13 protein-coding genes are annotated in these 19,289 nt (G+C 62.2%); 5 read left to right on the plus strand and 8 right to left on the minus strand.

The genetic code is table 11. The features are described from left to right. The first annotated feature begins 205 nt into the window (after positions 1–205). From V2B23_RS21855 to V2B23_RS21870, 4 genes are read left to right on the plus strand one after another with little or no spacing between them, the layout of a single operon-like run. Positions 206–2,095, plus strand: a complete 1,890-nt coding sequence (locus V2B23_RS21855) for a non-ribosomal peptide synthetase (protein WP_430952245.1) — start codon at positions 206–208, stop codon at positions 2,093–2,095. Then, positions 2,095–3,318: a cytochrome P450 gene (locus V2B23_RS21860; protein WP_430952246.1), complete on the plus strand. Its 1,224-nt coding sequence runs from the start codon at positions 2,095–2,097 to the stop codon at positions 3,316–3,318. Before V2B23_RS21855 ends, V2B23_RS21860 begins: the two co-directional genes overlap by 1 nt. Then, a complete protein-coding gene (locus V2B23_RS21865) occupies positions 3,315–7,430 on the plus strand; it encodes a non-ribosomal peptide synthetase (RefSeq protein WP_430952247.1) in 4,116 nt (1,371 codons plus the stop codon). Before V2B23_RS21860 ends, V2B23_RS21865 begins: the two co-directional genes overlap by 4 nt. Then, complete coding sequence (locus tag V2B23_RS21870; protein ID WP_430952248.1) at positions 7,427–8,518, plus strand: glycoside hydrolase family 6 protein; 1,092 nt, start codon at positions 7,427–7,429, stop codon at positions 8,516–8,518. Before V2B23_RS21865 ends, V2B23_RS21870 begins: the two co-directional genes overlap by 4 nt. Here the strand turns inward: V2B23_RS21870 and V2B23_RS21875 are convergent. The 8 genes from V2B23_RS21875 to V2B23_RS21910 form a co-directional block, all read right to left on the minus strand. Next, complete coding sequence (locus tag V2B23_RS21875; RefSeq protein ID WP_430952249.1) at positions 8,449–9,726, minus strand: glycosyltransferase; 1,278 nt, start codon at positions 9,724–9,726, stop codon at positions 8,449–8,451. The genes V2B23_RS21870 and V2B23_RS21875 overlap by 70 nt on opposite strands. A 13-nt stretch (positions 9,727–9,739) precedes the next feature. Continuing rightward, positions 9,740–11,050, minus strand: coding sequence for a lipopolysaccharide biosynthesis protein (locus V2B23_RS21880; RefSeq protein WP_430952250.1), 1,311 nt, complete (start codon positions 11,048–11,050; stop codon positions 9,740–9,742). After that, positions 11,050–12,003, minus strand: a complete 954-nt coding sequence (locus tag V2B23_RS21885; protein ID WP_430952251.1) for a hypothetical protein — start codon at positions 12,001–12,003, stop codon at positions 11,050–11,052. Before V2B23_RS21885 ends, V2B23_RS21880 begins: the two co-directional genes overlap by 1 nt. Further along, complete coding sequence (locus tag V2B23_RS21890; RefSeq protein WP_430952252.1) at positions 12,000–13,895, minus strand: hypothetical protein; 1,896 nt, start codon at positions 13,893–13,895, stop codon at positions 12,000–12,002. Before V2B23_RS21890 ends, V2B23_RS21885 begins: the two co-directional genes overlap by 4 nt. Then, positions 13,892–15,070 (minus strand): glycosyltransferase, encoded by a 1,179-nt coding sequence (locus tag V2B23_RS21895; protein ID WP_430952253.1) that lies wholly within the window; start codon positions 15,068–15,070, stop codon positions 13,892–13,894. The genes V2B23_RS21890 and V2B23_RS21895 overlap by 4 nt, the downstream gene beginning before the upstream one ends. A gap of 5 nt (positions 15,071–15,075) precedes the next feature. Continuing rightward, a complete protein-coding gene (locus V2B23_RS21900) occupies positions 15,076–15,981 on the minus strand; it encodes a glycosyltransferase family 2 protein (RefSeq protein ID WP_430952254.1) in 906 nt (301 codons plus the stop codon). Positions 15,982–16,120: 139 nt separating this feature from the next. Next, positions 16,121–17,206 (minus strand): glycosyltransferase family 4 protein, encoded by a 1,086-nt coding sequence (locus tag V2B23_RS21905; protein WP_430952255.1) that lies wholly within the window; start codon positions 17,204–17,206, stop codon positions 16,121–16,123. A 3-nt stretch (positions 17,207–17,209) separates the two neighbouring features. Next, the gene (locus V2B23_RS21910; RefSeq protein WP_430952256.1) at positions 17,210–17,929 is read right to left on the minus strand and encodes an ANTAR domain-containing response regulator; all 720 of its coding nucleotides are present in this window, start codon (positions 17,927–17,929) and stop codon (positions 17,210–17,212) included. A 378-nt stretch (positions 17,930–18,307) separates the two neighbouring features. Between V2B23_RS21910 and V2B23_RS21915 the strand changes: the two genes are divergently transcribed. After that, positions 18,308–19,273 (plus strand): NADPH:quinone oxidoreductase family protein, encoded by a 966-nt coding sequence (locus V2B23_RS21915; protein WP_430952257.1) that lies wholly within the window; start codon positions 18,308–18,310, stop codon positions 19,271–19,273. Positions 19,274–19,289: the final 16 nt, after the last annotated feature.

Genomic DNA, 19,289 nt, shown 5'->3' on the forward strand with positions numbered 1-19,289 from the left:
GGTGAGGAAGGGCAGACTGCCGCCTAGTCGAAAGCTACACCGATCCGGGCCGGTGTGCCATGGAAGGCATCTAGCCATCGACCCCGCAGTGGAGTAACTTTCAATTCAGAGCCGTTCCACCCCTGATTCCTGGTGGCGCGGTGCGTGGAGCTACCCCTGATGCCTGGTGGCTCGTCCGATCTGATGGACGAGTAGGCAGGCCCTCATGAATCACATTCAGCGTCATCTTCACTCTCATTTACCTGACGAACATTTGCCTGACGAACATTTGCCTGACGAACATTTGCCTGACGATTCCGTGGCGCGGCGGATCGCGCGAGTGGTGGAATCCGCGCCCCGCAGCGTAGCCGTCGCCTCGGTGGACGAAGAGCTTGACTACGGCCAACTGCATTCTCGCGCAAGCGCGCTCGCCCACGAGCTGAGATCTGCCGGGGTTGTTCCGGGTGATCTTGTGGCTCTGGGTGTGCCGCGTTCGACGGACTGTGTAGTCGGCGCATTGGGGATCCTCTTGGTGGGTGCCGGCTACGTGGCACTCGATCCGCGGCAGCCTGATGCGCGACTTCGGTTTGCCGTGCAGGACAGTTCTGCTCGCGCGCTAGTTGCCTTTCCCGACGTTGCTGCCAGGCTCGATTGGGTCGACCCGATCGTTCCGCCGCGCACGATGGGCACCCCGATCGACGGCGAGGCAGTCAGCGCCGAGACTGTCAGCACCCAACCGACTGATGCCGCCTACGTCGTCTACACGTCGGGTTCGACCGGTGAGCCGAAAGGCGTTGTCGCCGAGCACGGTGGATTGCTCAACCTGATCGACTGGCACCGAAGGGCATTCGCGGTCACCTCGAACGATCGATGCACGTTGATCGCGAGTCCAGGGTTCGACGCAGCAGTGTGGGAACTGTGGCCGGCTTTGACGGCGGGAGCGTCGTTGCACGTAGTTCCGGTGGGATTGGAAAACGATCCGGTGCGGTTGCGTGATTGGCTGGTCTCCGAACGCGTGAGCGTGTGCTTTGTGCCCACCCCACTCGCAGAATCGTTGATTGCGATGAGCTGGCCGGATAACACTTCACTGCGGATTCTGTTGACCGGAGGCGACGTGTTGTATCACCGTCCGCCGCCTGGCTTGCCGTTCACACTCGTGAATAATTACGGACTGTCCGAGGCGAGCGTTGTCTCCGTGTCCGGGATTGTCGATCCGCTCGCCGGTGAAACCCAAGCAGACGCGTTACCTGCGCTCGGTCGCGCGATCGACGGCGTCGATCTCGAGGTTGTCGGTGAGGACGGGTCCCCGGTCCGTGCCGGTGAGGTCGGAGAATTGGTGATACGGGGTGTATCGGTAGCCCGCGGATATCTCGGCCTGCCGGAGTTGACCGCGCAGAAGTTCTCGCGGCACGGCGACGACCCTGCGCAACGCGAGTACCGGACCGGTGATCTGGTTCGGGTCAACGGATTCAGTGATGTCGAGTTCTCCAGCCGACGCGACGATCAGGTGCAGATCCGAGGTAACCGGGTCGAAGTCGGCGAGGTCGCCGGGGTACTCGATCGACACCCGGCGGTGCAGGCCAGCGTGGTGATCGTTCACGGGGATCGGCAGAATCCATCCCTGGCCGCGTTTGTCGTTCGGGGTGACAAGACGGCCGACATATCGGGGCTGCAGACGTATCTCTCGGCGCAACTTCCCGATCACATGTTGCCTCGTTGCATCATCGAACTTGGCGAGTTCCCGACCACCGCGCACGGAAAAATTGATCGCGCGGAGTTGGAGCGGTTGGCGCACTCGAGCATTCGTGTCGACCGAGGGGCGTTGATCGCGCCTCGAAACGAGGTCGAGGCTGCGCTCGCCGAGATCGTCGCCACACGGCTGGATCTGCCGGCTGTGGGGATCGACGAGAACTTCTTCGTCCTCGGCGGCCATTCGATGTTGGTCGCTCAGTTGATCATTCGCATAGCCGAGATGTACGGCGTGGAAATGACATTGCTCGAGCTTTTCGACAACCCCACGGTTCGTGACATGGCAGCCAAGGTGGAACAGCTGGTCGTGGAGCAGATATCCGGGATGAGTGACCAGGAGCTTCTCGACGCAGGACGGAGTGAATGATGACCACGGCACCGACCAAGGCCCCCAGTCTGATTCGACTGCTCGACCCCGAAGTGCTGGCAGATCCTTACCAGCTCTACCAATCCTTGCGCGACGAGGCGCCGGTGATGTGGGATCCGTACTTACACGCGTGGGTGGTGACTCGCTACGCCGATGTCGCCGACGTACTCACACGGTTCAAAGCTGATCGCACGCCCACGCCGGCAAAGTTGGCCGAGTTGGGGATGGAGCAGTTGGCTCCGGTGGCGCAAGTGATGGTGCGCCAGATGCTGTTCCTCGATCCGCCACAACACGGTCGGGTTCGGGGATTGGCGGCCGCGGCCTTCACACCGCGCCGTATTGCGGCCCTGCGCGGTCACATCCAGGAGATCACCGACTCGCTGATCGACGCGGTCATCGACGACGGGGGCATGGAGGTGATGGACACCCTGGCCAACCCTCTGCCCGCCATCGTGACCGCGGAGATGTTGGGAGTGCCCACCGAAGACCATGAACTGCTGAAGAACTGGTCAAGTGACTTTGCCGAGATGCTCGGCAATTTCCAGCACAATCCCGGCCGTGTTGCCGGCGTCCTGCGCAGCGTGGAGCAGATGACGGAGTACTTTCAGGCTGCGGTGCGCAGTGAGGCCACCCACCCCACCGACGGTTTGATCGGTGCGCTCTGCGCAGCGGAGATCGACGGCGACAGTCTCAGCGAAGACGAGATAGTGGCCAACGTCGTGGTGACCATGGTCGGTGGACAGGAGACAACCACCAATCTGATCGGCAACGGCTTGCTCACGTTGCTCCGTCACCGCGATCAGTTCCAGGAATTGATCGACGATCCCTCCGGTCTGAGCGCAGCGATCGAAGAACTGCTGCGATTCGAGAGCCCGAGCCAACACACGGCGAGGATTGCTCCGGACGCGGTGGAGATTGCCGGACAACCGATCCCGGCAGGCCAAGCGGTGATCGCCGTGATGGGGTCCGCGAATCGGGACCCGTCGAAGTTCACCGATCCTGGTCGGCTCGACTTGCATCGCGCACCCAACCGTCACCTCGCATTCGGTTGGGCGGGACACTTCTGCTTCGGTGCCCCGTTGGCCCGGATGGAGGCGCAGGCGGCATTCGGGACTGTGCTGGCTCGGTTGCCTGGACTGGAACTCGAACCGGGACCAGTCCGGTGGCGCCCCAATTTGGGATTACGTGGCCTTGCGTCGTTGAACGTGCGGTGGTCGCAATGACCACCCTCGACAACGAGCGGCGCATCGCGGCACGGAAAGCTTTGCTCGAGAATCGATTGCGGGGAGCACAAGCGAACGGTGCACCACCGTCCGTGCCGCGCAGACGGGGGAGCGAGACCGGTGTGCACTACGCGCCGCTGTCGGCCGCACAGTTGCAGTTGTGGTACCTCAATCGACTAGCCCCGAAAGCGCTTGCGTACAACGAACTTGCCATCGTGACCAAGGACGGCGCTTTCGACGTCGAAGCCCTCAGCTGGGCGTTCAACGAGTTCATCCGTCGGCATGAAGCGTGGCGCACCACGTTTGCGATGGTGGGCGACGAACCGCGGCAGGTGATCCATCCGCCGACGGTGACGGAGCTGCCAGTCTTGGATGTGAGCCACCTACCGTTCGACGAAGCGGTCGGTGTGGCAACAGATCTTGCCGTCGAGCAGACACGTCAGCCGTACGACACGAGCGTGGGTCCTCTGATCCGGCCGCAGTTGGTGCGTGTGTCCGACTCGTGCCATCGGTTGTACCTCGGACTGCATCATCTGATCTTCGACGGCGTCACGCTGTACCGGATATTTCTTCCGGAGCTGGTGTCGTTGTACAACTCTCGGATCGCGGGCGCACTACCGGCGCTGCGTGAGTCACCCGTTCAGCACGGCGACTACTCCTCCTGGGAGCGAAAGTGGGTGGAGGGCGACGAGGTGGCAAACAGGGTTGAATGCTACCGACGGCACTTCGAGGGAGCGCCGGCCTTGGACCTTCCGCTCGACCGGCCGCGTCCGCCGCGCCCACGGTTTGTCGGGTCGGTGGAGCCGGTTTCGGTTGACGCAGACACGGTTGCGAGGTTGCGTTCCGCGGCGGGCCGGCAGGGGGCAACGCTTTTCCACGCGCTGGCCGCGGTGTACGCGTACTGGCTCCAGTGTTACACGGGCAGTGGCGATGTCACGTTCGCAACACCGACCGACCTGCGTCAACGGTCCGAACTCGAGTCGATGGTGGGGTACTGCCTCACTCCGACCGTGTTGCGGGCCCGGCTTTGCGAGCATTGGACCTTTGCCGAGGCCGTCGCTGCCCTTCGCACCGAAGTGCTGGATGCGCTCGGGCGGGTGGTGCCCTTCGAACGGCTCGTCCGGGGACTGGACGTGCCGCGAGATCCGCGAATGAACCCGCTCTTTCAGGCGGTCCTGGTTCTCGAACCCCCGGCGGTTCCCGTCGACGACGAGTGGTCGATGCAGTTGATGGAGAACGCCGTCGGCGCCGGAGTCGGGCAGGTGAAGTTCGATCTGAGCCTCGAGTTGGACGAGCGCGACGACGGCCGGTTGGTGGGCAGAATCAGCTACAACACAGACATTTTCGATTCGGGAACGGTCGCGTTGATGGGGCGCCATCTGCACTTGCTGCTGCGTCGGTGTGCGGAAAATCCCACCGCTGCCTTGAGCGAGTTGTCACTTGCGGATTCCGAGGACATGGCGCGGCAGCTGAATCTGAACCCTGCCACTGTCGAGTCGGAACTGGCCGGGAGGCCTCCGGAAACGATCCACGAGGCAATCGTGAATCGGGCCACCGTGTCGCCGAACGCGCCGGCCGTGACGGTGGGTGATATTTGCCTGACCTACGGCGAACTGGTGAACCGGGCCCGTTCGATTGCGGGACGTCTTCACCGCGTGGGTATCGGTCCGGGAAGTGTTGTGGCGGTGTTGATGCCGCGGACGATCGATCTGGTGCCGGCGATCCTGGCAGTGTTGATGGTGGGCGCTGCCTATCTGCCGATCGAGCCGAGGCAACCGGTGCGGCGGGCCCGGTTCATGCTCGAGGACGCGCATGCGTCGGTAGTGCTGACTGCCGAATCCTTGGCGCAGGAATTGACGTGGGTCGAGCGCCCCATCGTGACGGTGGACGGTCAGGAGCCCTCGGATCGAAGCACAGAACGGTTGGTCGACGCTCGGTACACGGGGGCGGTTCGGCCTGACGATTTGGCGTACATCATCTACACGTCGGGTTCGACCGGGACACCCAAAGGTGTTCAGGTAGAACACCGTAATGTGCTGGATCTGATGTCGTCGTTGCCGGTGGCGCTGGATCTGAATTCCGACGACGTTGTGCTCTCGGTGGCGTCCTACACGTTCGACATGTCGGTTGGCGACTACTTCGTGACTCTCGGGATCGGGGCCGGCCTTGTGGTCGCAACCACCGAAGAGATGCACGACCCGCGTCGGCTAGCGCACGTGATCGAACAGTGCGGCGCCACGCGGATGAGCGCAACCCCCACCAGTTGGGCAGCGCTGATCGAATCGGGCTGGGCGGGACGCCCCGAGTTGATCGCGGGTGCGGTTGGCGAACCGCTACCGCAGTCGGTGGCAACGTCGCTGTCCGGTCTCTGCGCGGGCGTGTGGAACGGGTGGGGCCCGACCGAGACCACGGTGTTCGCCGGCGGCGGATCGGTCTCCCCGGATGAATCCGTGACGGTGGGACGACCGATGCCGGGAACACGCCTGTACGTGACGGATTCGAGTGGGCGGATACTGCCGATGGGCGTGCCGGGAGAGATTGCGATCGGTGGACCAGGGGTGTCGAGAGGGTATCTCCACCGCACGGGTGAGACGGCGCAACGGTTCGTTCCGGATCCGTTTGTGCCCGGAGGACGCGTCTACCGCAGCGGTGATCGCGGGCGGTATCTCGCCGACGGACGGCTGCGGCACCTCGGGAGACTGGACGATCAGGTCAAGATCCGCGGGTTCAGGATCGAATTGGGTGAGGTCGAAGCGACGCTGCGAGAACACCCGGGCGTGGCAACGGTGTCCGTCGACGTCGGCACCGACCATCGAGGACAGCCGCAGTTGGTTGCCTACATCGTCCCGGCTGTGCTCGGATCCGAGCAGAACCAACCTGACGACGACGCGAATCTGAGGGCGTGGACACGGCAACGACTGCCGGAGTACATGGTGCCGGCCGTGATCGTTCGAGTGCCGGCGCTTCCCACCTCGGTAAGTGGGAAACTCGATCGTCGGGCGTTGCGTGACGTGGGCGCTCGGGTGCAGCTCGAGGGTGCAGATGAACATCGCAGCGCGGCAATCACTTCCGAGTGGTCTTCTGCGCGGGTGCTCACACCGACAGAGCAGAAGGTTGCCTCCTTGTGGTCGATGCTGCTCGCTACTGAGGTGTCGGATCTGGATCGGAACTTCTTCGATCTCGGCGGGCATTCGATTCTGGCTGCGAATCTTGTTGCGCAAATCGAACATCGGATGGGTGCGCAGGTGTCGCTGGTCGACTTCCTCGACAAGGGAACTACCGTCGCTGGGCTTGCGCGCCTCGTGGACGGAGCGTCGTCGCCGGCCGAATCGCACGATGCGGCCGCAACGGATCGGCCGCCCGCCTTCTTCGTGTTTCCCGATCTCCCGAGCGCGATGAGTCTGCGGCACCTGCGTGCGCTATGGGGCGACGAGCAGAGCGTGTATCCGCTGCTCCCACTTGCCGCGTCGATGCGCCCTGAGCGCTCGGATACCGTCGAGCAACTCGTGGAGCCCATGATGTCGGCGATGCGTGCCGTTCAACCGGAAGGGCCGTATGCATTGGCGGGCTTCTCGTTCGGCGGGCTTGTGGCGTACGAGCTTGCCCGGCAGTTGGATCGTGATGGGCAGCAGGTCGCATGGCTGGGGATACTTGACACTCCGACGCCGGAAACCGCAGGGCGAGTGATGAAGCGATGGAAGTCGTCGTCGGGACGATTCGAGCGACTGCGCCAGCCCGGCAGGATCAAGCTGGTGACCGAGTATGCCCGCAATCTGAGATGGTCGGGTCGGGAGAAACTGATTGCCGCGGGACTCATTCGGCGTTCGGCGACGGAGGATTTCGATCTTCGAGGTGTCTGGGACATCATGGCGCGCTACGAACAGCGCGGGCACAGCGTGCCACTCGAGCTATTTGTCACGTCGACGACGGCGGCGGAAGTGCGAACACCGATTCTGGGGTGGGATACCTTCCACGAAGGTCGAGTGCGCACGCACTTTCTGTGCGGAAGCCACGACTCGATTCTCGACAGCCCACAAATCGAAGAACTGGCGGCGATCATGCTGGCAGGTCTTCACGATACTCTTCACGATACAAGGGTGGATCTACCGTGACATGGAATCGAATCATCGCGTGTGCCTGCGCGGTTGTGCTCATGACAGGTTCGAGTTGTTGCGCTGCGGGAGCGCGTGACGACCTGGACACTCTGCAGCAGGTCGCGTCCGGAGGCTTCTACGTCGACCCGAATTCGAGTGCGGCGCGCGCGATGGTCGACTACCCGGAAACCGCCTCGACCGTCGCCAGATTGGCCGACACACCGCAGGCATTCTGGCTCAGCGCAACATCTCCGCCGTCAGCGGTCGCCAACGAGGTGGGGCGGTATGTCGACGGCGCGGCCAGTGCGGATGCAGTTCCGGTGTTGGTCACCTATGCGATTCCCCAGCGTGACTGCGGTTCCTTCTCTGCCGGCGGGTACAGCAATGGCGCGGACTACCGGGCCTGGTCGGACAGCGTCGCGGCGGGAATCGGTAACCGTGAAGCGGTGGTGATCGTGGAACCGGATGCGCTCACCGACCGATCGTGCCTGTCTTCCGAACAGGTCGCGGAACGAATGGATCTTCTTCGCTATTCGGTGAATGCTCTTTCTGCGGATGCGAATACGGCGGTGTACATCGACGGTGGTCATTCTCGATGGCTCGATGCATCCGAGCTGGCGAGCCGACTCGGATCGGCAGGCGTGGATCGAGCCAGGGGATTCAGTCTCAATGTCGCCAACTTCTACACGACCGCGGAGCAGGAAGCGTACGGCGAGTCCGTATCAGCACTGACCGGCGGAAAGACCTACGTTGTCGATACCTCACGCAACGGCGCCGGACCACCCCCCGAAGGGCCGCTCAATTGGTGCAATCCGCCGGATCGCGCGCTGGGGTCGGCGCCGACAAGACAAACCCAGGCAGCACATGCGGACGCGTACCTGTGGGTCAAACATCCCGGTGAGTCTGACGGAACCTGCAATCGAGGCGAGCCGCCATCGAGTGTGTGGTGGAACGCGTACGCTGTTGCGATTGTGCAAAATTCGGGACGGCGCAGAAATTCGTCACGACGCTGCGGCTCTCATACGGCTCGCCGCTCTCATACAGCTCGCCGTGAGATGGCCCGTAGTGAAATTGAGATGGCCCGTAGTGAAATTGCCCTGGCGTAAGCCAGTCGAACCTGCGGCAGGACAGTGGATTCGGTGTACGTGCGGGCTCTGATTCTTCCGCCGTCAGCCAAACGTGTGTGGAGAGCCTGATCGTCGAGCAGCCGCTGGAGTGCTCGGGCGAGTTCGGCGGCATTGCCGGGAGGAACAAGCAGCCCGGAGCGATTGTGGTCGATCACGTCCCGTAGCCCGCCGATGTCGGATGCGACAACCGGGGTTCCCGCGCTCATCGACTCGATGGCAACAAGTCCTTGTGGTTCCGCCCATCTCGACGGAACACAGACCACGCGAGCCCTTCGCATGGCAACCATGACCTGTTCGTGTCCGGCGTTGGTGCGCACGATCACCGGACGTTCGGAGTTGCCGATCATCGGTGGAGTATCAGGGCGTTGCATTCCGATCACGACCAGTGGAATCGGCGTGGGCATGAGCCGCTGCGCGTCCAGAAGAGTCGTGATTCCCTTGTGCGGGCCGATAGCACCGATGAAGAGCAGGTAGTCGGTGGACGGGAGGAAATCGGGTGTACCATTCCCGCGTCCTTCATCGCTCACATTATCGGGTACAAACGACGGTATTACGGCTACCCGATCGCGGTCGACTCCCTCCAGACATGATTCCGCCACTGCTGTGCTGATCGGCAGAAAGAGCGTGACGCGATCGAGGACATGTTGGCTCTCGGCCAGTCCGAGGACAAGTGGCACGGCCTTCGGTGCCCCGTAGAACTCGCTTGCACACCGAAGACACCGCGTGATTCCGGGACCCGGGCATACGGTGTCGAGCGCGTTCTTGGGCACCAGAGTTTTCTTGGCACAGGTCAGCCCGTAGTCGTGGAGGGTGACTACCAGTGCGGTTCGCTCAGGTAAGCGCAATCGTAGGCACGAGTGCAGGATCCATCCGTGGGCATGCACGACATCGGGTTGGAGTCGATCGACGAGGCGCTGGAGGTGCCTGGTCAGTGCGGGATCGGGTGCGGTGGGATGAAATTGGTGGGTAGGGTCGGACGTGAACGGTCGCAGGAATCGCGTCCAACCAGGTAGGTGGTGGACAGTGACCAGGCCGTCGAGCGAAGGCGACGCTGTGCCATTTCGACTGAGTGTGGCGACTGTGACTTCGGTTCCGCCGCCGGCCAATCCGGTGGCCAGTGCATGAACGGCCCGTTCGAGTCCACCGGCCGCCGGTGGGTAGCTGTCGGAGACCACGAGGACCTTCATGGGAGAACCCCCTTCACCGAAGAACCCTCTGCTGTGCGGGCACGATGATGTAGCGCCACCGTGCCAACGTCCAGAGCGCGCCGAGGCTCTGTGCGGCGAGCCAGCTTATACCGACAGCAACAATTCCCATGGAAGGCAACAGGATCCAGGAGAGTGTCAGGCACATGAAAAGCATCGACACGTTGAGCGCCATCGCCTCGCGCAGCCTGCCGACTGCGCGCAGAACCGCCACCGCGATGTTGGTGACGGCGTCCGGGATGGCAGAGAGGGTCAGCACGATCAGCAGCATTTTCCCGTGGGCGCTGTACGATTCGCCGAATACCCGCAAGGCCCACCCACCGCCGATGAGGTAGACGAGGATCAGCGGGCCGAGCAACGCGGCGATGATCCGACTGCAGCGCCGCGCGAGAGTCGGGATGTCCTCGGGATCTGTTGCGGTTTCGGCGAACAGCGACATTGCGATGCACGGACTGATCATGAAGAACACCGCGCCGAGCATCCACGTCGCATAGAAGTAGGCGCCGTCGGATTCGGAGAGTCTGGCGAGCACGATGATCGGCAGTACGAATGACGTGACACTCGCGGCCACGGTCACGACGTGTTGCCCCAGAAGTGACGCGCTCATGTCCCGGACATCGGAGACGAGGTGCCCGAACAGCGGCCGCATACTGTGCTCGCCGCGAATTCGTCTGCACCAGAACGTCGAGAACACGACCGATATCACCGCGGCCGCGCTCCAGGCCGTCAGTATCTGGTTGTGTGTGCCTCGGATGAGCACGGGAAGGAACAGCAACGGAATGCGCAAGCCGGTGAACAGCATGTTGCGCGCGAGGAGCAGCCCGCTGCGGCGCAGCGCAACTGCAACACAGTCGGCCAGTGTGCCGAGAGCGAAGAACGTCGCTCCCATCGTGAATGCCACTGCAGCGACAGCGGTGCTCAGCGACGGGAGCGTGTGCAGAACGTATCCCAAGGTGAGAACCACGACTGCAGACCCGGACACCGCAGTCACGATCACGACTGTCACTGCGGCGGTGAGGATTCGCCGCCACCGATCAACGGTGAGCGTGCGCGGCAGCCACTCGACCATCGCAGTGGCAGCGCCGACGCTGGCGATCAATGCCGTCGCCTGCATGGCACTGGTGGTGGCCGCCCCGACTCCGATGTCCTCGGTTGATGTCGTGTGAGCAACAACAAGCCAGAACACGTAGCCCATGAGGGAAGTGAGAACGGTGCTCGCCATCATGTAGGAACTGTTGCGCAGCATCGAGTCTTCGGCTATTCGGGTCCGCGCGATCTGGGGAAGAGAGCCGAGTGTCACCTTCATCAGGGCGCCACGGAGAGATAGAGCACGAGGGACGTCGGTCCGACACCGACAGTGTCGGGGGTCTGGGCGATCACGATGTCGATCGCGACTCGGTACCGGCCGGGTTCGTTCGGTGCGAGGAACGACACCGTTCCGACCTGGGCGCTGCGGGCATTGGTGTTGGTGTCGAAGGGTGCGGTCGGTGGTGTCGTGACAAGCCGCGGATCGGTCGGTGAGATTCCGCCGATGGTCGCGGACACGTCCGGTGGAAGAGCGGGAAAGAGGAATCCGTAACTGTACGACGTCCATTCGATGTCGACCGGGGAACCGGGCGCTACGGCGAGTTGTCCCGCGATAGCGGTGTCGGGGCCGGTGAGAATCGTGTTGACGTACCGTTCGGGCTGCGTTGTCTGCATCGCGAGCGCTCCGATCAACGCTCCGACGCACAGGGCCGTCAAGGCGATCGAGACGAGCGCGGTTCTCCCGACCCGGCGCCACGGTACGTCGGGGACTGCGCGCGATTCAGGTTTCCGCGGCGACCGGCGAATGCGAATGGCCACCAGGGCTAACAACGCTGCTGATACGGCAAAGAGGGCCAGTCCGATGGTTGATGTGGTCAGTTGAAATCCCAAGGGGCCCAGCGCCAAAACGGTTTCGAGCAGGATGATGAGGGTGAACAGGGCCGGAAGGAGTACGCGGAGCGGTCTTTCGAGACCGTCGAAGCGTGTCTCGATATCTCGTGTGGCACTGCTACCGGGCGTGTTACCGAGAATCAGTGCCGCGGCCGCCCACGCCGGTATGACGAGGAGTGCGACCAGTGCAAGCACCCGAACTTCCACCGGGGCGCCGAGCAGTATCGCCGCGAGGGACAGAGCCGCGACAACGGCGGCACCCCTCAACGCGGTACGGGGATCGGAAGTCAGTACCGCGCCTAGGACTTGGCGACTCCGAGTGGCAATGTCAGTGCGCTTCATGGCGTTCCTGTCAGATCGATCAGTTCGGTGCCGACGCTCGCCGAATCGAGTCGGTATACCCGGAGATGTTCAGTCGACATGATCAGCGACGCCCATGGCGCGTGGTCGAGTCGGTCGAGATACGACGGCGGGGTCGGCAGGCCGGCCAAGGGATCTCCGCTGCCGTAGTTGTCCCCGTTGAAGGGTGGGGAATCCGCCATTCGGGTATCGACGACAAGGTAGTCGTAGGTGGCCCCGGCCAGGTCGGTAGCGAGCTTGGTGTCGGGATCGGTGTCGGTCTGGGTCAGCTCCCACACCGGAAAATCGGATGACGGTTCGGAGACGTAGAGTTCGCCGTACGCCGCCAGCGCCAGCGTTGTGTATCGGTCGGTCACGACGCGCACACGACCTTCTCTCAGTCGAATGTGTTCGGCCACCGTCCGGGCTTCGGCGCTCGCGGATCTGGTGTCCGAGCCCCAGAGAAACGGGCCGGGAAATCGGTACGGATCGTTGAGGCCGGCGCCGACATTGCCGATCAGCAAGACGATCAGGACGGCGAGCGAAATCAGCTTCCGGAACCGGATCACAATGCGAGGTAACCGATCCTGGAATGCGACGACAAGGGCACACATCACTGCCACCCCGACGTAGCTGAACGCCCACGAGCGCCTGGCCCCCTCTGCACCCGATGGCGCCAGCACGAACAGAACGGACGGGAAGTAGACCGCCCCGATGGCGATGAACGCGAGGGTTGCGGCCGTGACTTTGCTGCGCACACGCGCGATCACCAACAGTCCCAGCGCGAAGATCGCTGCGACTGCAGCCGGCGCGGCCGCGGTGAAGGCTCGTTCCCAGAGGGGTTGAACATTGGCGGCGAGCAGTTCGCGGCCACTCGATTGTGACGTGGCGATGCTGCTCAACTGAGCCACCGAGTTGGCGAGATACGGCGAGAGGTAACTCACGGTCGGTGATGCGACAAAGACAAGCCAGGCGGCGCCGACGGCCGCGGTGCCGCCCAGCAGAACCCACCATGCGTACGGCCTCTGGTGTGCGCGAACAAACCCGAATGCGGTGACGGTGACGGCGATTGCACCCGAGATCAGGAGCAAGGCGATGGTGGTCAGATGGTGGGTCACGACGCACACAGCGCCGCAGGTGACCGCGATCGACAGAAACGCGATTCGCCGACGACGATCGTCCGAACGTGCGGCAATCGAGGTCAAGGCCAACGCCCACATGAAGAATGTGATGGCAACACCTTCGTACGCGAATTGAGTGTCGAAATAGATGGCAGACGGATTGAGGGCGTAGATCAGCGCTGCCACGGCACCTGCACGGGCGGAACGTAGTAGCGACGTTCCGAGTACATACGCACCGAGAATCGTCATGACGTGGGTGACAACCATCAATACTTCGCCGGCGGACCAGGCCGAAAGTCCGGTCAGCTGGGCGATAGAGGCCGACAGAGCTGACGTCCCGGGGAAATATTCGACGATCGGAATGATCGAATTGGGTGGGAACAGTTGGCCGCTCGACATGACGTCGACCGATTCACGCCAGTGCGCATATTCGTCGTGATACGACGGGCCGAAAGGGTTTCGGAGATACTTCGGGACTGCCGTGAAGAGCCCGAGCAACGCTATCGCGCCGATGCGTTGATTGACTGTTGTCCCGAAAGCCGCCAGTTTGGCAGCCAGTGGAATCACCCCGAGCAACATCCCGACCCAGAATGTCGCGTAGTAGAGCGGTGGCGGTGAACCTTCGGACGACATCCGGTACGCCACACCGATCAGGAGTATTCCGAGCGCAAGGAGAACTCCCGTCGATGCCCACGACCGCAGCACCGAGCGTGAAGTGTCGGAGAACCGGTGCCGCGGTGTCTGTTCGGCGTCGATCGGAGCAAGTGCGATCATGATCGCGCCAACCGTTCGATCGCACGCAGGGTGGTCGACCATGACGTGTGGTCGGTGAATCGTCGGTGGCGGTCCGGTGGAATCGACATCAACGTGCGACGGAGTGCGTCGACGTTGTCGGGTTCGACCAGATGGGCGCCTTCGTAGGTGCGAGTTGCTTCGACCAGTCCGCCCACCGCGTAGAGCACGACGTGCAGCCCGGAGTGCATTGCGATCTGCAGCGGACCGCTCGCCGACGCGCGCCGATAGGGAAGCACCACTACGTCTGCGTCGCGGAAGAATTGGCCGGCCTCGGCGTCGCTGACGTAGCGATTCACGAAGGTAATGTGCCGGCGGTGTGGACTGGCGGATATCAGTGCTGCCGGACTCTGCCAGTTCTCCCAGGTTTCACCCACGATCGTGAGGTGAAACTGTGCTGCCTGCTCAGCGCTGAGTTGGTTGAAGGCCACCAGGAGATCGTCGAGCCCCTTGTACGGTCTGATGAGTCCGAAAAACAGCAGTCGGGTTGGCCCACTGCAGGAATCGTGAGAAGCCGGGGGATCGTGCGAGGCCGGGGAACCGACGGAACCATCGGCGATGTGTGTGTACGGCCCGTGGGGTGCTGTTTCGATGTCGAGTCGGTCGAATTGACGCGAGCCGAACGTTCTGCGCAGCAACTGTAAATCATGGTTGTTGTGGACCAGCGCGCCGTGGGCAAGCGAGAGCAGAATGGGCATACCGCGTCGGCAATACATGTCGACGCCGAAGACCGACGCCTCACTGGTGTCCTGAGTCTCGTGAAACTCGACGGCCACACGGATGCCGAGGGCACGAGCAGCCAATGCAACGAGGATATAGGTGTGTAGTGTTGCGGCAGTCCACCATTGCAGTACAACCAGATTCGGCTTTGCCGAGCGCAGCCGAGCCAGGGCCCCCAACAGGCCGGGGAACCAGTACCAGTCGAGTTCGCCGATGCGAGTGATGCTGTTGCCGTAGCGAAGTGCGGTTCCGGCACTCGGTGAGCGACGTGTAGTCGGATACAACCGCCGCGGGATGACCCGCCGTAGCAGGAGCACCGACACATCATGTTCCCGACTCAGTTCGTTCGCAAGTGTGCAGGTGTAGGCCGACAACCCACTGAGGAAGTGAAAGCCCGGGCCCACGAGCATTATCTCGAGTTTGCCTTCCGTGTTCACACTGATCACCCCGCAGCCTTCGGCAGATGCAGTACCTTGTGGGGCGGATTGTCGGGCGGATCACCCTGTGCTGCTGCGACTACCGAGATCCGGCGCACCGTCGGCACGATGTCCGGTCGGTGCTGCACCCGAATCCGAGCCAGGACGGCAAGGCAGGCAACACCATCTCGCCAGGTGATTTTCTTGCCCTCCGACACGGATCGTCCGTGATAGGACACAGGCACTTCGAGAGGTCGGATGCCGCACCGCAATAATCGCGCTGTCATTTCCGTGTCGAGGCCGAAGCCGCCTTCCACCAAGGTCAGGGAGCGCAGGTGATCGGTCGGGATGAGTTTGAGGCAAGTGTGCATGTCAGTCAGGCAAGCGTCGTACAACACGTTGGCAAAGAAGGTGGTTGCGCGCCCGCCGATGGCAAACCGAAATGACGGAAAGCAGGCGTTGACTCCGCGGACCCTCGCGCCGAACACGTGATCGGAGTATCCGGCCAGTACCGGTGCGATCAGCGACGGAATATCGCTTGGCAGATATTCGAGATCTGCGTCGAGGATGACGAGGTGACTTCCGGCGGCGTAGTCCAATCCGGTTCGAATTGCCGCGCCCTTGCCGCGATTGGACGGATGAGTCACTACGACAATGTCTTTCGATGTCCGAGCGTCTGATCGCTGTGCTTCGAGAATTCGCGCGGTGCGATCGGTGCTGCCGTCGTCGACGACTATCAGTTCCATTCGGCACGGATAGCGCACGGCGAATACGCGGTCTATCGCTGCCTTCAGCGTGCGTTCCTCGTTGAAGACCGGCATCAGTATCGAGAGGCTGACCCCGCGGCGTTCGCCGTCCTGCAACCGCACGCTGACAGGTGGAGGCACAGTCTCGAACGGCGGCTGGTTGTGCGGAAGCGAAGGCTGATTCATTGCGGGTGCCACCTGACTCGTCCGTGCGGGGATGGACGAGCTACCGGGAATCAGGGGCAGCTCCGAATATCGGTGCGGAAGTACCAGGGAACAAGGGCATGCCGACTAATTTGAACTTACTCCTCGGCGACTCTCCACGCTACGGCTCCGCTCGGAGTGCATGTCGGTACACCTGGGCTGTTGCGGTCGCCACGTCGGCCCAGTCAGGCAAGACCACGTCGCCGGGGATGCCGGCACTCAACTGAAGTGCAATCGCGCGGGCTATGGATGTGGCGCCTGCAGTCGGTGGGATCAGGACTGCTCCGACGCCGAGGAATCGTCGAACAATTTCACGATGAGCTGGTATGTCGCTCAGGATGATTCGTGATCCGGCTGCGGCTGACTCGAGTGGGGCGATGCCGAATGCTTCATGCTCGGACAACGAGATGGACACGTCCGCCGTCCGAAGCCAGCGATGCATACCGGGAGTGTCCAGCCGTCCCGTAAACCGTACCCGGTCACCGAGTCCGAGGCGGGCGGAGCTGGCGGCCAGTGTATTTCGAGCAGAACCGTCGCCGACGACAACAAGCTGGACGGTGTCGGGTAATTCGACCATGGCCTCGATGATCCGATCCACCCGCTTGTATGGTTCCAATCGCCCGTGAAACAACAACGTGGCGGTTTCGTCGGGATACGGCGCAGCGGCTCGTACTGCCTCTGCGTCGACGCCGTTGGGAATGACCGTCGTGTAGGTATCGAGGCCTGGGAAATACAAGTGCACCAACTCGAGTTCTGCATCGGACACACAGACAACGGCCGAGCTCGAGGTGAAGAGTGCTCGGGAGAATTTCCGGTAGAGCGAATGCAGCATGCGGGTGGATCGAGTGTGCCCGGTTCCGTGAAAATGTGGAGTGAAGACCACCGGCCTGCGGAACCCGGTCAATGCGGCCAACGCGGAGGATGCGTGATAGCTGTGGACGTGGACGATGTCAAAAGTACTGTCGAGGTGCAGGGTTCGCACCAACAATCGAGGCGAGACTGACATGGCGGTGGTTGTCCAGGCGGGGTAGCGGTGAACGATCGGATCGTGTCCTTTCGAGGTCTCCAGTGTTTCCGCTCGACGGCTGCCGGTGAAAACTTCGACATCGATCCCGGTTGAGCTCAGATGCGTGGCCAACTGCGCGACGTGGTCTTCTACTCCGCCGATGGACGGGGGGAATGCCGGTGTCACCAAAGCAACGCGCATCGATCACACCTTCAGTCCCAGTTCGACAATCGCCCGCGCGACCGACAGCACGGTCGCGTTGTGGCTCCGTGCGCGTCGGCGGATGAGTTGGTATGCGGAGTCGATGGTGGTGTTGTGGTCCTTGGAGATGATCCCTTTTGCCTGTTCGACAACTATTCGGGTTTCGAGTGCATGTTGCAGTTGCATGGATTCCCGTTCGCGCTCGTGTAGTTCGAGCGACATGAGAATGAACCCCATCGCGACGGTGGTCAGCGCCTGGGCTGCGCTCACATCGTCGTCGTCCCAGATGATCATCTCGTGTGAGAAGACGGTGAGGGTCCCGATAGAGGTTTGTGCGGGGGTCGCGGACCCGCTCGAGTTTCTTGCTTCCCGGTAAAACGGAAGCGCCGCCACGGCTTTGACGCCAAGGTGGCTCGCTTGCGCAGCAAAGGCAGGCCAGGCGTATGCGGCGCTCGGCACATCGGTGATCTGCACGCTGTCGAGTCGGGGTAACCTACCCGGCCCTATCCGAAACTCTCGTTCGCATCGATCGAATTCGGGGGAGCTGACCGACGTGATGTCCGGTTGATCGGGAAGGGCGACTGTGATGCTTGCTGCTGCGGTATCGAATATGTCGGCGATGTAGCACACGAGTTCGTGAAGCGTTTGTGTTGCCGAGTTACCTTCGCGCGGCGGCGACGCGAAATGGGTCAGGGCACAGAGGTATAGGGCGTCATCATGCATGGGTATCCCACCGTAGGTCGTTATCGGTACCGTGAATTGTCCCCGTAGAAGTGGTGTCTGCGCGGACGTGGTAGATGTTCCGTATCTTGTTCCAGCGCACAAGGTTCGGACATATTTGAATTCAGATGCTCCGAAATCGAGTTCCGAAGGACGAAACCTGACGTCGGAAACAAACTGAAATCCCGATATGACCCAAGCGTACATACCGAGGGAATGAATGGGAACCCATGTGGCCTGTGGTCAATGGCGAATTTCCTTGCGACCCTTGCGAAGCGAGTTTTCATACCTTGCGTCCGGTTCTATCGGCCGGGATGGTCGGACGGCAGGCTAAGGTCGGCAATAGATGATGTCCGATTGCTTTCTCGACGAGGAGTTGCTGTGCGTGCGATGGTTGTTACCGAGTTGTCCGGCCCGCAAGGACTCGACCTCGAGGAGATCCCCGAGCCTGATGCGTCCGGCAAGGTTCTCATCGACGTCAAGGCCAGTGGAGTCTGTTTTCCGGACTTGTTGATCACCTACGGCAAATATCAGATCCGGCCGGAGCCCCCGTTTGTCCCCGGTGCGGAAATCTCGGGTGTCGTGATCACGGCGCCGGCGGAGTCGGGATTCACTGCGGGCGACCGGGTGCTTGCGGCGACCTATCTCGGGGGATACGCGGAACGAATAGCAGTCGACCCTTCGCAGGTGTTGCGAATCCCGGAAGCCTTGGATTTCGACGAAGCCGCGTCGTTGATCATCAATTACCAGACGATGGAATTTGCGCTGGCTCGTCGCGCCAAGATCGTGGCCGGTGAAACCGTAGTTGTTCTCGGCGCGGCCGGCGGTGTGGGTACTGCGACCATTCAGTTGGCCAAGGCGCACGGTGCTCGGGTAATCGCCGTGGTTCGACGCGCCGGCGTCGAGGAGTTCCTCCGCGAGTTGGGAGCTGACGAGGTGGTGGCACTAGCGCCGGGTTGGGGTGAGCGGGTTCGCGAGCTGACCGACGGTAAGGGAGCGCAGATAGTGGTGGATCCCGTCGGCGGTGACGCATTCGACGAGGCGGTCCGCGTTCTGGCCCCTGAAGGCCGCCTTGTCGTGATCGGATTTGCCGGCGGCGGGATTCCCGAGGTGAAGGTGAACCGGGTGCTGTTCCGCAACATCAGCATCGTCGGGGCGGCGTGGGGTGAGTTCACACGTACTGATCGCGACGCAGTTGCTGAGGTCCATGCGTCACTGGTGCGCCACGTCGAAAACGGGTTGCGTCCCCTCGTCAAGGCTCGATACCTTCTGGAGGATGCGGCTTTGGCGCTCACCGATCTGGAAATGGGCAAAGTTCTCGGAAAGGCCATTTTGGTGCAGGAATGAGTCGCCGAGGGTGATG

Source organism: Rhodococcus sp. 24CO (assembly GCF_050586165.1).
GTDB lineage: Bacteria > Actinomycetota > Actinomycetes > Mycobacteriales > Mycobacteriaceae > Rhodococcus_F.